The organism is Rhodovibrio salinarum DSM 9154, assembly GCF_000515255.1.
GTDB classification, from domain to species: domain Bacteria; phylum Pseudomonadota; class Alphaproteobacteria; order Kiloniellales; family Rhodovibrionaceae; genus Rhodovibrio; species Rhodovibrio salinarum.
This window is the reverse complement of the sequence record NZ_KI911559.1, coordinates 600,748-613,743: the sequence shown is the minus strand read 5'-3', so window position 1 is coordinate 613,743 and position 12,996 is coordinate 600,748. Positions and strand designations below refer to the sequence as shown.

Below are 12,996 nucleotides of genomic sequence, written 5' to 3'. Positions count from 1 at the left end.
GAACGTTTATAGAACACAACTTGACTCGTCCTGGCCGTCGGGTAACTCTGCTCAAAGTTTCGAGACCCGCACGAAACTGCGTGTTTGACGGCAATGCCACCGATCCCACGCAGGCGTGGAGGCGAGCTGGATGGTCGACCTGGCGCCGATTTCCCAGCGTATCTGGGACATGAAGTACCGCCTGAAGCAGGCTGACGGCACGCCTGTGGATGAATCGGTGGAAGATAGCTGGATGCGCGTCGCCAAGGCGCTCGCCGAGGCCGAACAGGCGGACGTGCAGGACGACTGGGCACGCGCTTTCTACGCCGCGCTGCAGGACTTCCGGGTCATGCCCGCCGGCCGGATCGTCGCCGGTGCCGGGTCGGCGCGGGACGTCACGCTGTTCAACTGCTTCGTCATGGGGACGGTGCCGGACACGATGGACGGCATCTTTTCCCACCTGCGCGAAGCGGCGCTGACGATGCAGCAGGGCGGCGGCATCGGCTACGACTTTTCCACCATCCGTCCGCGCGGGGCCCCGGTGCGCGGCGTCGGCTCCGACGCCAGCGGCCCCGTCTCGTTCATGGACGTTTGGGACGCCATGTGCCGGACGATCATGTCCGCGGGCTCCCGGCGCGGCGCGATGATGGGCTGCCTGCGCTGCGACCACCCGGACATCGAGGAGTTCGTCGACGCCAAGCAGGAGCCCGGGCGCCTGCGCATGTTCAACGTCTCGGTGCTGGCGACCGACGCCTTCATGCAGGCGGTCCGGGAGGACGCCGACTGGCCGCTGGTCTTCCAGGGCGAGACCTACCGCACGCTCAAGGCACGCCGGCTGTGGGACCGGATCATGCGCGCGACCTACCAAGCCGCCGAACCGGGCGTGATCTTCATCGACCGCATCAACCAAAAAAACAATATGTGGTATGCGGAAACGATATCTTCTACCAATCCCTGCGGCGAACAACCGTTGCCGCCCTACGGCGCGTGCCTGCTGGGGTCGATCAACCTGGCCCGGCTGGTGGAACGACCGTTCACCGCGCAGGCGCGGCTGGACACGGACGCGCTGGCAGACCTGACGCACACGGCCGTGCGGATGCTGGACAACGCGATCGACATCTCCCGCTTTCCGCTGGAGACGCAGCGCCGGGAGGCCCAGGACAAGCGCCGCATCGGCCTGGGCGTGACCGGATTGGCGGATGCGCTGGCAATGGTCGGCCTGACCTACGGCGCGCAGGACGCCGTCAGTGCGACCGAGAGCTGGATGGCGACGCTGCAGCGCCACGCCTACCTTGCTTCCACCGAGCTCGCACAGGAGAAGGGCGCCTTTCCACTGTTCGATGCCGACCGCTACCTGGCCGGCGAAACGATCCGCGGGCTGGACGCCGACGTGCGCCGGGCGATCGCGGACCAGGGCATGCGCAACGCCCTGGTCACCTCGGTCGCGCCCACGGGCACGATCTCGCTGTTCGCCGACAACGTCTCCAGCGGGCTGGAGCCGATCTTCTCCTTCGCCTACACCCGCAACCTCCTGGCGCCGGACGGCAGCCGGACGCGCGAGACGGTCCAGGACTACGCCGTGCGCCTCTACCGGCAGATGCATGGCGAAGACGCCGACCTGCCGGCCAGCTTCGTCGACGCGCAGACGCTGTCGCCCTCGGCGCACTTGGTGATGCAGGCGGCGGTGCAGAAATACGTCGACAGCTCGGTGTCCAAGACGATCAACCTGCCCGAGGAAATCGCCTTCGAGGCGTTCAAGGACGTCTACCTGCAGGCCTACGACATGGGCTGCAAGGGCTGCACCACCTACCGCCCGAATCCGGTGACCGGCGCGGTACTGGAAACGTCCGCCCCCCAGCAGACCCCGGCGGACGGGCACCACGGTGCGGCGCCAGCGGCCGACGAGCCCGCACCGGCGCGTCAGCCGGCGGCGGCGGACGGCGGCGACCCGTCAATCGTCTACATGACCCAGCCGCTCGACCGGCCGGAGGTCCTGCCGGGGCGCACCTACAAGCTGAAATGGCCGGAAAGCGACCACGCACTCTACATCACGCTGAACGACGTGGTGCAGGACGGCCGCCGGCGTCCCTTCGAGATCTTCATCAACTCCAAGAACATGGAGCACTACGCCTGGACGGTGGCGCTGACGCGGATGATCTCGGCGGTATTCCGGCGCGGCGGCGACGTCTCGTTCGTGGTCGAGGAACTGAAGGCGGTGTTCGACCCGCGCGGCGGCGCCTGGCTGCACGGCAGCTACAAGCCCTCGCTGCTCGCGGCGATCGGCGAGGTGATCGAACAGCACATGATCGACATCGGCTTCCTGCCGGACCGGCAAAACATCACCGGCGAAAAGGCTCAGCAGGCATTGCGTCAGGCCGTCGGCGCCGCCCCGCCCCGGCAGTGTCCACGCTGCGGCCAAGCGGCTGTGGTACAGCAGGAAGGCTGCGAGATCTGCACCGCCTGCGGCCACTCGACCTGCACATGATCGGGCCGCGCACGAGACTTTTAAAGCGGACGCGCCCGCACACCCGTAACGGGGAAACCGATCGCGAGGCCCCCCATCTTACGTTAACCTCGCAGGGTCACTACTTCCCCAGCTTCTTCGCCTTGCTCTTAATCTTGCCAGCGGTCTGCTGGGTCGTGCCGGCAGCAGTCTTGGCCTTGCCCTTGGCAACCGCGGTCTTGCGGCCGGTCAGCTTGCCCAACGCCTGCTGAATATCGCCCACCACCTGCTTGGCAAGCCCCTTCAGCTTGGTGTTCGCCATGCCTGCCTCCTACCTGTCGCCCTAGCCCAGAGAGGTTCAAGCCGGCCAGATCATTTGGCAAGCGCGCCAGGCGTCCGAAGCGTGGCCCTACCCCGCGACGTCCTTGAACATCCACGGGGCCTGCTGAGCCTTCTGGCGTTCGTAATCGCCGATGTCGTCGGCCTTCTTCAGCGTCAGCGCGACATCGTCCAAACCGTTCAAAAGGCAGTGCTTACGGAACGGCTCGATCTCGAAGGCGTACACCGACCCATCAGGCGCGCTCACCTGCTGGTTCTCCAGGTCAATCGTGAAGGTCGCGTTGGCGCCGTTGTGGGCCTGCTCCATCAGGGCGCGCACCTGATCCTTCGGCAAGGCGACCGGCAGGATGCCGTTCTTGAAGCAGTTGTTGTAGAAGATGTCGGCAAAGCTTTCGGCGATCACGCAGCGGATGCCGCTGTCCAGGATCGCCCAGGGCGCGTGCTCGCGCGAGGAGCCGCAGCCGAAGTTATCGCCCGCGATCAGGATCTTCGCGTCCTTGTAAGCCGGCCTGTCGAGGACGAAGTCGGTCGGGTTGCCGTCGGCGTCGAAGCGCAACTCGTAGAACAGTCCCTCGCGCAGCCCCGTGCGCTTGATCGTCTTCAGGAACTGCTTGGGGATGATCATGTCCGTGTCGACGTTGTCCCTGTCGACCGGCGCGGCAACGCCCGTGAGGCTCGTAAACTTATCCATCTCAGCGCGGCTCCCTAGGCGTAATCCCGAATGTCGGTGATCCGGCCCTCGATCGCGGCGGCGGCGGCCATCGCGGGGCTCATCAGGTGGGTGCGGCCGCCGCGGCCCTGGCGGCCCTCGAAGTTGCGGTTCGAGGTGGAGGCGCAACGCTCGCCCGGCGAAAGCCGGTCGCTGTTCATCGCCAGGCACATCGAGCAGCCGGGCTCGCGCCAGTCGAAGCCGGCTTCCCTGAAGATGGCGTCCAGGCCCTCTTCCTCGGCCTGCTCCTTCACCAACCCGGAGCCGGGCACGATCATCGCATACAGACCGTCGGCGACCTTGCGGCCCTGGGCAACCTTGGCGACCTCGCGCAGGTCCTCGATCCGGGCGTTGGTGCAGGAACCGATGAACACCTTGTCGAGCGGCAAGCCGATCAGCGGCGTGCCCGGTTTCAGGTCCATGTACTCCAACGCCCGCTCGATCGAGCGCTTGCGACTCGCATCGGCGATCTGCGCCGGATCGGGCACGCGGCCATCGATCGGCACGACGTCCTGCGGACTGGTGCCCCAGGAGACTTGCGGCGCGATCTCGCGGGCATCCAGCACGACCTCGGTGTCGTACTGCGCACCCGCATCGGAGGGTAGCGACTTCCAGTATTCAACGGCCTGCTCCCACTGCCCGCCTTTGGGGGCGTAGGTGCGGCCCTTGATGTACTCGAAGGTGGTCTCGTCCGGGGCGATGAGGCCAGCGCGCGCGCCCGCCTCAATCGACATGTTGCAGATGGTCATCCGGCCTTCCATCGACAGCTCGCGGATCGCTTCGCCCGCGTACTCGATGACGTGGCCGGTGCCGCCCGCCGTGCCGATCTTGGCGATGATGGCGAGGATCAGGTCCTTCGCCGTGGTGCCGGCCGGGCGTGGGCCGTCGACCGTGATCCGCATGTTTTTGGCCGGCTTCATCAGCAGCGTCTGGGTCGCCAGAACGTGCTCAACCTCGGACGTGCCGATGCCGAACGCCAGCGCGCCGAACGCCCCGTGCGTGGCGGTGTGGCTGTCACCGCAGACGATCGTCATGCCGGGCTGGGTTAGGCCCTGCTCTGGCCCGATGATGTGCACGATCCCCTGACGGGGGTCGTCCATGCCGTACATCTCGACCCCGAAGTCGCGGCAATTCTGCGCCAGCGTCTCGACCTGGATGCGGCTGTCCTCTTCCGCGATGCCCTTGGCGCGGTCGCTGGTCGGCACGTTGTGGTCGCAGACCGCGAGCGTCGCCTCCGGCCGACGCACCGGACGGCCAGCAAGACGGAGCCCCTCGAACGCCTGCGGGCTGGTCACCTCGTGAACGAGGTGCCGGTCGATATAGAGCAGGCAGGTTCCATCGTCCTGCCGCTCCACGACGTGACTTTCCCACAGTTTATCGAACAGCGTACGGGGCTGCTGCTGGCTCATCGTCGTCTCGCTCTTGTCTGCTCGTCGTTGCGTCGTCGGTCGCGTCGTCTGCTACGGCCGGTCCTGCAAGAAGATAGGACGCGCAAGCGGCGCTCACAACGCCAGCACACGCATGCCGGCATGCAGGCGACCGGCATCATCTTCCTGTCGGCCCGACGCAAACCGGCCCGGCACACCGTCGCACGGCGGCCGGGCCGAGGTTCGCAGGCAGAACGCCGTACAGCTTCACGCACTCCCAGGCCCTGGCTGGCCCTGGAGGACAGCCCGCCCTTCTCGTGTTGGAAGACGGGCGCAGCTGGAGGTGCAGCAAGCGCTTCGGGAATCCCCTACTGCTGCTTGCTGGCCTGCGGCTTGTTCTTCTTGTTGCTGCGCTTGGCCTTGCCCTCGCCCTTGGCGGCCTGGGCCTCGGCGCGCTCCTGAGCGGCCTTCTTCGCGGCCTCGCCGGTGGTCTTCTCCGGGATCCGGGCCGCCTTACCGCGCAGGCCGCGCAGGTAGTACAGCTTGGCCCGGCGGACGTCACCGCGGCGCAGCAGCTCGATCGAGTCGATGCGCGGGCAGTACAGCGGGAAAATCCGTTCGACACCCTCGCCGTAGGAAACCTTGCGCACCGTGAACGAGCTGTTCACGCCGCCTTCCTTGCGCGAGATGCAGATGCCGTCGAACGCCTGCACGCGCTCGCGGTTGCCCTCAACGACCTTGACGTTGACGCGCACCGTGTCGCCGGCGCCGAACTCGGGGATCTTCTTGCCCTCGGTCAGGCGCGCGACTTCTTCCCGCTCGAGTTCCTTGATGATCGCGCTCATGGCTCTCGGTCCTTCTTGATCTCGTCCGCTGTTGTCGGCCGTTCGGGGGCCGCGCCCCCGAGGGCATGTCTGTAATGACGGGACAAGCCCGCCCGTGGATGACGGCCTGCGCCGCCGGATCAGTCCGTCTCGTCGCCGCGCCGGGGGCTCCGACGCTGACGCCGGGGCGCCGCCGGCACCTCCTGCGCCGCCTGGTAGCGCGCCCAGAGGTCCGGGCGACGCGCCCGGGTAATCTCTTCCGCCTGCTCCCGACGCCAGCGCGCGATGCGCGCGTGATCGCCGGATTGCAGCACCGCCGGCACCTCGCGCCCATTCCAGTCGGCGGGGCGGGTGTACTGCGGGTACTCCAGCAGGTCCCGCTCGAAGCTTTCGTCGCCGCCGCTCTCGACGTTGCCCATCACGCCCGGCAGCAGACGGACGACCGCATCCAGCACGACCAGCGCGGCCACCTCGCCGCCCGAGAGCACGAAGTCACCGACGCTTACCTCCTGCACGCCGCGCGCCTCAAGGACCCGCTCGTCGATCCCTTCATAGCGCCCGCACAGCAGCGTGATCCCCGGCTCGGACGCCAGATCGCGGACCACCGCCTGATCCAGCGGCCGTCCGCGCGGCGACAGGTTGACCACCGGGCCCGGCCGGTCGGCGACGTCTGCCAGGGCGCGGTCGACCACGTCCGGGCGCATCACCATGCCAGCCCCGCCGCCGAACGGCGTGTCGTCGACCGAGCGGTGCTTGTCGAGCGCATGGTCCCGGATGTTCCGGGCGTCCAGCCGCCAGAGGTCCCGCTGCAGCGCCTTGCCGGCCAGCGAAACGCCGAGCGGCCCCGGAAAGACCTCCGGAAACAGCGTCAGCACCGTCGCGGTCCAGGGGGCGCCAGCCTCTTGCGCGGCTTCGCCGTTTTGCTGCGGCGCGCTCATCGGCGCTCCAAAGCCGTGGTGTATGCCCGCTCCAAACCGCTTTGTCCAGCCCCCGCGCCGGGGTGCGCCCGGCGGCGCGCCAGCAGCGCTCTAGCCCGTATTGCCGCCCGTCTCCAGGTCGTCCGGCCCGATCTCGGCGGCCTCGCCCTGCTCGGGCTCGCCGACTTCGGACGGCGGGTCGACCAGCAAACGCCCGTTCGCCAGATCGACCGTCGGCACGACCTCCTTGGTGAACGGCCAGACGCGGATCTTGCCACGGGCGTCGGTCACCTCGATCACGTCACCCGCGCCGTGGTCGTCGACGTGGGTGACGGTGCCGTAAGCGGTGCCGTCGGCGCCCTCTACCCGCAGGCCCAGCAGGTCGGCGTAGTAGAAGGCATCCTCCTCATCGATCGCCGGCAGGGCGCTGCGGTCGACGTGCAGACGCAAGCCCTTGAGCGCCTGCGCGGCCTCCCGGTTGTCGACCCCGGACAGGCCGGCCAGAAGGCTGCCCTTGTGCACGCCGTGGACGGTCAGCTGGTAGCTGCGCTGGCCGCTCTCGTCGCTCAGCGGGCCATAGGCGCCGACATCCAGCGGGTTTTCGGTGAAGGGCTTGATCTTCACCACCCCGCGGACACCGTGGGTGCCCACGACCACGCCCAAGCACAGCCGCTGGTCGTCCTGCGCGCGCTTGGCCATGACGCGGCTCCCGCCTGAAGACCGCCGGCCTTAGCTAGCGCTCTCGCCCTCGTCGGCCGGTTCCGCGGCCTGCTTGGCGGCCTCTTCCTGGCGCTTGCGCTCCTCTTCCATGCGCTCTTGCGCCTTGGCCTTCGGCTTGTTCTTCTTGGTCTGGTTCTTCGGCACCTCGAACGCCGGCACCACCTGCGCCTGGGAGAGGATGCGGTGCACCCGGTCCGACGGCTTGGCGCCCTGGTCGATCCAGTACTTGGCACGCTCGGTCTTCACCTTCTGACGGTCCGGATGATCCGGCGCCACCATCGGGTTGTAGTAGCCAAGCGTCTCGATGAACCGGCCGTCGCGCGGGGAGCGGTTGTCCGCCACCACGATGCGGAAGTGCGGGCGCTTCTTGGCGCCGCCGCGCTGCAGTCGGATCGCAAGAGCCATGGTCGAAGTCCTTTTCGTCTCTCTTAAACGGGTGTCTCGGGCGTTGGCGGCCGCCGCGGCGGCCGTGTAATCAAAGAGGCATGGCTTGGCGCCGGCCGTTCTTACCGCCGGCCGCCGGGGAAGCCGCCGGGCGGCATGCCGCCACCACCGCCACCCAGCTGGTCCATGCCGGGCATGCCGTGGCGCTGCAGGCCTTTCTTCCCCATCTTCTTGACGCGCTTCATCATCTTCTGGGCTTCAGCATGCTGCTTCAGCAGCTTGTTGACGTCCTGGACGGTCATGCCGGAGCCCTTGGCGATGCGCTGCTTGCGCGACGCCTTGATCAACTCGGGGCGCTTGCGCTCATCCTTGGTCATCGAGGAGATGATCGCGAGCTGCCGGTTCAGCGCCTTTTCGTCGAACTTCGCGTTCTGCAGCTGCTTACCCATCTTGCCCATGCCGGGCATCATGTTCATCAGCTGCGACATGCCGCCCATCTTCTGCAGCTGCTTGTACTGCTGGGCCATGTCATCGAGGTCGAAGCGGCCCTTCTGAAGCTTCTTCTCGAGCTTCTGGGCGTCTTCTTCCTCGATCGATTCCTGCGCCTTCTCGACCAGCGAGACGACGTCGCCCATGCCCAGAATCCGGTTGGCGATCCGATCCGGGTAGAAGGGCTCCAGTTCCTCCAGCTTCTCGCCGGTACCGATCAGCTTGATCGGCTTGCCGGTGACCTGGCGCATCGACAGCGCGGCACCGCCGCGCGCATCGCCGTCAACACGGGTCAGCACCACGCCGGTCAGACCGACCTCGTCACGGAAGCGCTCGGCCGTCGTCACCGCGTCCTGGCCGGTCATGGCGTCGCAAACCAGGAGCGACTCGGTCGGCTGCGCCGCGTCGCGGATCTCGGCGACCTCGCGCATCAGTTCGTCGTCGATCGCCAGCCGCCCGGCGGTATCCAGCAGCACGACGTCATAGCCACCAAGCGTGGCCTGTTGCAGCGCGCGCTTGGCGATCGCCTTGGGCGGCTCGCCGGGCACGTTGTCCAGCGTGTCGACGCCGACCTGCCAGCCGAGCTGCTTCAACTGGTCCTGCGCGGCCGGGCGCTGGACGTCCAGCGAGGCCATCAGCACGCGCTTCTTCTGCTTTTCCTTCAGCCGCTTGGCGAGCTTGCCGGTGGTCGTCGTCTTACCCGAGCCCTGCAAACCGACCAGCATGATCGGGGTCGGCGGCTCGGTCTTGAGCGTGATCTCGGACTGCTCGCCGCCCAGCATCTCGACCAAGCGGTCGTTGACCACCTTGACGACCTGCTGGCCCGGCGTGACGGAGCGCAGCACTTCCTGGCCAACCGCACGCTCGCGCACGTCGGCAATGAACTGCTTGACGACGGGCAGCGCGACGTCGGCCTCCAGGAGCGCGACCCGGACCTCGCGCAGGGCGGCGTCGACGTCCTCTTCCGTCAGCGCGCCGCGCTTGGTCAGGCCCTCGAAGACCTTGCCCAGGCGTTCCTGAAGATTGTCGAACATCGCGCGTGTCTTTCCGCTCGCGGGTGACCGGGTCGCCGTCTCCGACGGCCGCTTCCGTCAAGCGCCCAAACACGTTCGCGCCAGTGCGCGAAACCTCGCGGACTGGCGGAGCTCCCCCGTCCTTCTCACGGACGGCCATGGGTAGCTGGTGCCTGAAGGCAGCTTTGCCGGATTGTGCGCGCGGAAATTACGGACAGGAGCCACCGCGCGTCAACACCTTTGCGCAGGCGCGCGACCGCCTGACGATCACGGCGCAGCGCTGCCAGCCATTGTCAGTCGCGCGAGGTCAGGCGCGCGAGCGCGCCCGCATCACCACGCGCACCAGCCAGCCCAGGCCGGCGACGAGCAGCAGGATCTCGACCCCGACCACGGTGATGGCCATAGCCGCCGGCGGCAGGCCGGCGAAATCCGCCAGCGGCGCGCCCAGGAAAGCGACCGCCACGCCGATGCCGGCGAGGATGCCCCATAGCCAGAACAGGCCGCGGCGCTCGGTGCCCAACACGCGGCTCTGGGGATTTTGGGCGATCTGGGAAGATCGGGTCATGACGACCTCCGTGTTCATCGTCGCTCGCGTCACCACCTGCAATGAGCGCGGCCTGGCTTCAACACGCGGACGCCGTGACCGCTGTCTGGCAGACCCGCGCGCGCAGGGCCACCTTAACCTTCGCTATGGCCATGGCCGCTCGGGAAGGCTATATCGCGGCCATGGCGACCTTGACCGCAATCCTGATCGTCGTCGCGATGCTGATGACGCTCGGCGTGCTCTTCTCCGGGCTGATCGTCATGGCGCGCGGCGGCGAGACCAACCGGAAGTACGGCAACCTGCTGATGCGCTGGCGCATCGTGTTCCAGGGCATCGCGCTGGCGCTGATCGCGCTGGCGATGCTGCTGAACGCCGGCGCCGACTAGCCTTCGCGTCGCCGCTTCCGGCGCTTGACCCGACGGACGGCCGCGTAGCGACCCAAGGATCGGCCGGCCGACACGGGGAACGTGCGCGTGCGGTCGCGCACCGAAGCGCCCCGTCTTGAGGACGGCACACGACCTTTTAACGCGGAGACGGCATCCCGGATGGTTCAGCTTACCCGCATCTACACCCGTGGCGGCGACAAGGGACAAACCTCGCTTGGCACCGGCAAGCGCGTGCTCAAGCACGACCCGCGCGTCGCCGCCTACGGCACGGTCGACGAGGCAAACGCGGTCCTGGGCGTGGCCCGGCTGCACGTCAGCGACGAGATCGACCCGCTGCTGGAGCGGGTGCAGAACGATCTGTTCGACGTCGGCGCCGACCTGTGCACGCCGGAGCAGGAAGACCCGCCCTACCCGCCGTTGCGCGTAACCGCCCCACAGGTCGACTGGCTGGAAGCGCGGATCGACGAGCTGAACCAGCAGCTCAAACCGCTCAAGTCGTTCATCCTGCCGGGCGGTAGCCCGAGTTCCGCCTACCTGCACATGGCGCGCACGGTGGCCCGCCGGGCGGAGCGCGAGATCACGCTGCTGATGGAGACGGAGCCGGTTAACAAGGAAGCGCTGCGCTACCTGAACCGCCTATCCGATCTATTGTTTGTGCTGGCGCGCTACGCCAACGACAAGGGCGACGGCGACGTTCTCTGGAAGCCGGGCGAAAACCGCTAAATACGGCGGAATTCGGCGATTTCCCGCCGCTGTCGCGCGATTGACAGGGGGGTGCCCCCTTTCTATTGTGCGTCGCGCAAAAGCGCCCGTGCTCCCCGGCGCATCCGACCCGCCGACGCGGCAGGTTCGATCCATCGGTACGCCCGGCACGGCTTCGCTCACCCGATCCCTCCCTCTGGCCTTCAAAGGTGGCGTCCATGAGCGTCCTGGTGATCACCGAACACGACAACGCCGAGCTTACCACCGGCGCGCTGAGCACGCTGACCGCGGCGAAGCAGCTAGGCGACGACGAGATTCATGCCCTGGTCGTCGGCCACGGCTGCAAGCAGGCCGCGGACGCGGCAGCCAAGCTGCCCGGCGTGACCAAGGTCCTGCTGGCCGACGCGCCGGAATACGATCACCGGATCGCCGAGAACGTGACCCCGCTGCTGGTCGACCTGGCGAAGAACTACAGCCACGTGTTCTGCGCTGCCTCGACCTTCGGCAAGAACGTGCTGCCCCGGGTGGCGGCGCTCCTGGACGTGCAGCCGGTGTCCGACATCGTCGGGGTCGAAGGGCCGGACACCTTCCGCCGGCCGATCTACGCCGGCAACGCCTTCGCCACGGTGCAGACCAGCGACTCGATCAAGATCGTCACGGTCCGTCCGACCGCTTTCGAGGATGCCGAGCAGACCGGCGGCAGCGCCAGTGTCGAGGAACTGTCCGGCACCGGCGACAAGGGGCTGAGCAGCTTTGTCGACCAGGAACTGACGCACTCCGACCGGCCGGAGCTGGCCTCTGCCAAGATCGTCATTTCCGGCGGCCGGGGCCTGGGAAGCGGCGAGAACTTCCAACTGCTGGAGCGGGTCGCCGACAAGCTGGGCGCTGCAGTGGGCGCCAGCCGCGCGGCAGTGGACGCCGGCTTCGTGCCGAACGACTATCAGGTCGGCCAGACCGGCAAGGTGGTCGCCCCGGACCTGTATGTCGCGGTCGGCATTTCCGGCGCGATCCAGCACCTGGCCGGCATGAAGGATTCCAAGGTGATCGCCGCGATCAACAAGGACGAGGAGGCACCGATCTTCCAGGTCGCCGACTACGGCTTGGTGGCAGACCTGTTCGAGGCGGTGCCGGAGCTGGAGAAGGAAATCGACCGGGTGAAGTAGCCGCACGCGCCCAACCGAAACGCGCTTGGCGTGCGGCGTTCACTCCTCGCAGTCACGACCGAAGGCAATCTCATTCATGGCGCAGAACCCTCTGACCTCGGGCGCGGACACGCCCATCCCCACGATTGAACGCGTCGGCGTGATCGGCGCAGGCCAGATGGGCAGCGGCATCGTGCAGGCGATGGCCCAGGCTGGCTATGACGTGTTTCTGAGCGACGTGGACGAGGCGGCCGCGCAGAAGGGACTGGACAAGGTCAAGAAGAACCTCGACCGCGCGGTGCAGCGGGGCAAGCTGGACGAAAATGCCAAGCAGGCCGCCCTGGACAAGATCACCATCGGCGTCGACTACGAGATCTTCGACAACTGCGAACTGGTGATCGAGGCCGCGACCGAGAACGAGGAGATCAAGCGCAAGATCCTCAAGGCGCTGGTCCCGCACATGAAGCCGGGCGCGATCATCGCGACCAACACCTCGTCGATCTCGATCACGCGCTTGGCGTCGATCACCGATCGCCCGGGCCGGTTCATGGGCATGCACTTCATGAACCCGGTGCCGGTGATGAAGCTGGTCGAGCTGATCCGCGGCATCGCCACCGACGAAGACACCTTCCAGGCAGTGCGCGACGTCACGCTGGCGCTGAACAAGACACCGGCGGTGGCCGAGGATTTCCCGGCGTTCATCGTCAACCGCATCCTGCTGCCGATGATCAACGAGGCGGTCTACGTCCTGTACGAGGGCGTGGGCGGCGTCGAGTCGATCGACACGGCGATGCGCCTGGGCGCCAACCATCCGATGGGCCCGTTGGAACTGGCGGACTTCATCGGCCTGGACACCTGTCTTGCCGTCATGCACGTGCTCTACGACGGCCTGGCGGACAGCAAGTACCGTCCCTGCCCGCTGCTGGTGAAGTACGTCGAGGCCGGCTGGGTCGGGCGCAAGGCCGGCCGCGGCTTCTACGACTACTCCAGCGAAAAGCCGGTGCCGACGCGTTAAGCGCACGGCGATCCTAACTGCCG

14 protein-coding genes are annotated in these 12,996 nt (G+C 67.3%); 5 read left to right on the top strand and 9 right to left on the bottom strand.

What is annotated here, in order from left to right; all coding sequences use genetic code 11:
• Positions 1-130: 130 nt before the first annotated feature.
• Positions 131-2,464: an adenosylcobalamin-dependent ribonucleoside-diphosphate reductase gene (locus RHOSA_RS0102855; protein WP_027287504.1), complete on the top strand. Its 2,334-nt coding sequence runs from the start codon at positions 131-133 to the stop codon at positions 2,462-2,464.
• A 100-nt stretch (positions 2,465-2,564) separates the two neighbouring features.
• Here the strand turns inward: RHOSA_RS0102855 and RHOSA_RS0102850 are convergent, their stop codons facing one another.
• The 9 genes from RHOSA_RS0102850 to RHOSA_RS0102810 form a co-directional block, all read right to left on the bottom strand.
• A complete protein-coding gene (locus tag RHOSA_RS0102850) occupies positions 2,565-2,744 on the bottom strand; it encodes a CsbD family protein (RefSeq protein ID WP_027287503.1) in 180 nt (59 codons plus the stop codon).
• A gap of 87 nt (positions 2,745-2,831) precedes the next feature.
• Positions 2,832-3,452 carry a 3-isopropylmalate dehydratase small subunit gene (leuD, locus tag RHOSA_RS0102845; RefSeq protein ID WP_027287502.1) on the bottom strand — a complete coding sequence of 207 codons (621 nt, stop codon included), beginning with the start codon at positions 3,450-3,452 and terminating at the stop codon, positions 2,832-2,834.
• Positions 3,453-3,466: 14 nt separating this feature from the next.
• Positions 3,467-4,879 (bottom strand): 3-isopropylmalate dehydratase large subunit, encoded by a 1,413-nt coding sequence (gene leuC / locus RHOSA_RS0102840; protein ID WP_027287501.1) that lies wholly within the window; start codon positions 4,877-4,879, stop codon positions 3,467-3,469.
• A 326-nt stretch (positions 4,880-5,205) separates the two neighbouring features.
• Entirely contained in the window at positions 5,206-5,682 is a 477-nt protein-coding gene (rplS, locus tag RHOSA_RS19995) for a 50S ribosomal protein L19 (RefSeq protein ID WP_051431733.1), read from the bottom strand.
• A 119-nt stretch (positions 5,683-5,801) separates the two neighbouring features.
• A complete protein-coding gene (gene trmD / locus RHOSA_RS0102830; protein ID WP_051431732.1) occupies positions 5,802-6,599 on the bottom strand; it encodes a tRNA (guanosine(37)-N1)-methyltransferase TrmD in 798 nt (265 codons plus the stop codon).
• A 90-nt stretch (positions 6,600-6,689) separates the two neighbouring features.
• A complete protein-coding gene (gene rimM / locus RHOSA_RS19990; protein ID WP_037255599.1) occupies positions 6,690-7,277 on the bottom strand; it encodes a ribosome maturation factor RimM in 588 nt (195 codons plus the stop codon).
• A gap of 30 nt (positions 7,278-7,307) precedes the next feature.
• Complete coding sequence (gene rpsP / locus RHOSA_RS0102820) at positions 7,308-7,703, bottom strand: 30S ribosomal protein S16 (protein ID WP_027287499.1); 396 nt, start codon at positions 7,701-7,703, stop codon at positions 7,308-7,310.
• 101 nt (positions 7,704-7,804) lie between these two features.
• Positions 7,805-9,205 carry a signal recognition particle protein gene (gene ffh, locus RHOSA_RS0102815; protein WP_027287498.1) on the bottom strand — a complete coding sequence of 467 codons (1,401 nt, stop codon included), beginning with the start codon at positions 9,203-9,205 and terminating at the stop codon, positions 7,805-7,807.
• A gap of 286 nt (positions 9,206-9,491) precedes the next feature.
• A complete protein-coding gene (locus RHOSA_RS0102810; protein WP_156092476.1) occupies positions 9,492-9,749 on the bottom strand; it encodes a DUF1266 domain-containing protein in 258 nt (85 codons plus the stop codon).
• A 161-nt stretch (positions 9,750-9,910) separates the two neighbouring features.
• Between RHOSA_RS0102810 and RHOSA_RS0102805 the strand changes: the two genes are divergently transcribed.
• The 4 genes from RHOSA_RS0102805 (at position 9,911) to RHOSA_RS0102790 (ending at position 12,973) form a co-directional block, all read left to right on the top strand.
• Positions 9,911-10,114: a twin transmembrane helix small protein gene (locus tag RHOSA_RS0102805; RefSeq protein ID WP_027287496.1), complete on the top strand. Its 204-nt coding sequence runs from the start codon at positions 9,911-9,913 to the stop codon at positions 10,112-10,114.
• Positions 10,115-10,273: 159 nt separating this feature from the next.
• Positions 10,274-10,837, top strand: coding sequence for a cob(I)yrinic acid a,c-diamide adenosyltransferase (locus RHOSA_RS0102800; protein ID WP_027287495.1), 564 nt, complete (start codon positions 10,274-10,276; stop codon positions 10,835-10,837).
• A gap of 197 nt (positions 10,838-11,034) precedes the next feature.
• Positions 11,035-11,979, top strand: a complete 945-nt coding sequence (locus RHOSA_RS0102795; RefSeq protein WP_027287494.1) for an electron transfer flavoprotein subunit alpha/FixB family protein — start codon at positions 11,035-11,037, stop codon at positions 11,977-11,979.
• Between the two features lie 76 nt (positions 11,980-12,055).
• A complete protein-coding gene (locus RHOSA_RS0102790; RefSeq protein WP_051431731.1) occupies positions 12,056-12,973 on the top strand; it encodes a 3-hydroxybutyryl-CoA dehydrogenase in 918 nt (305 codons plus the stop codon).
• The last annotated feature ends 23 nt before the right edge of the window (positions 12,974-12,996 follow it).

Excerpts from the sequence above, each read along its gene's own strand:
- RHOSA_RS0102855 (WP_027287504.1), top strand. The coding sequence starts at position 131 with ATGGTCGACCTGGCGCCGATTTCCCAGCGTATCTGGGACATGAAGTAC.
- RHOSA_RS0102850 (WP_027287503.1), bottom strand. The coding sequence starts at position 2,744 with ATGGCGAACACCAAGCTGAAGGGGCTTGCCAAGCAGGTGGTGGGCGAT.
- leuD (WP_027287502.1), bottom strand. The coding sequence starts at position 3,452 with ATGGATAAGTTTACGAGCCTCACGGGCGTTGCCGCGCCGGTCGACAGG.
- leuC (WP_027287501.1), bottom strand. The coding sequence starts at position 4,879 with ATGAGCCAGCAGCAGCCCCGTACGCTGTTCGATAAACTGTGGGAAAGT.
- rplS (WP_051431733.1), bottom strand. The coding sequence starts at position 5,682 with ATGAGCGCGATCATCAAGGAACTCGAGCGGGAAGAAGTCGCGCGCCTG.
- trmD (WP_051431732.1), bottom strand. The coding sequence starts at position 6,599 with ATGAGCGCGCCGCAGCAAAACGGCGAAGCCGCGCAAGAGGCTGGCGCC.
- rimM (WP_037255599.1), bottom strand. The coding sequence starts at position 7,277 with ATGGCCAAGCGCGCGCAGGACGACCAGCGGCTGTGCTTGGGCGTGGTC.
- rpsP (WP_027287499.1), bottom strand. The coding sequence starts at position 7,703 with ATGGCTCTTGCGATCCGACTGCAGCGCGGCGGCGCCAAGAAGCGCCCG.
- ffh (WP_027287498.1), bottom strand. The coding sequence starts at position 9,205 with ATGTTCGACAATCTTCAGGAACGCCTGGGCAAGGTCTTCGAGGGCCTG.
- RHOSA_RS0102810 (WP_156092476.1), bottom strand. The coding sequence starts at position 9,749 with ATGACCCGATCTTCCCAGATCGCCCAAAATCCCCAGAGCCGCGTGTTG.
- RHOSA_RS0102805 (WP_027287496.1), top strand. The coding sequence starts at position 9,911 with ATGGCGACCTTGACCGCAATCCTGATCGTCGTCGCGATGCTGATGACG.
- RHOSA_RS0102800 (WP_027287495.1), top strand. The coding sequence starts at position 10,274 with ATGGTTCAGCTTACCCGCATCTACACCCGTGGCGGCGACAAGGGACAA.
- RHOSA_RS0102795 (WP_027287494.1), top strand. The coding sequence starts at position 11,035 with ATGAGCGTCCTGGTGATCACCGAACACGACAACGCCGAGCTTACCACC.
- RHOSA_RS0102790 (WP_051431731.1), top strand. The coding sequence starts at position 12,056 with ATGGCGCAGAACCCTCTGACCTCGGGCGCGGACACGCCCATCCCCACG.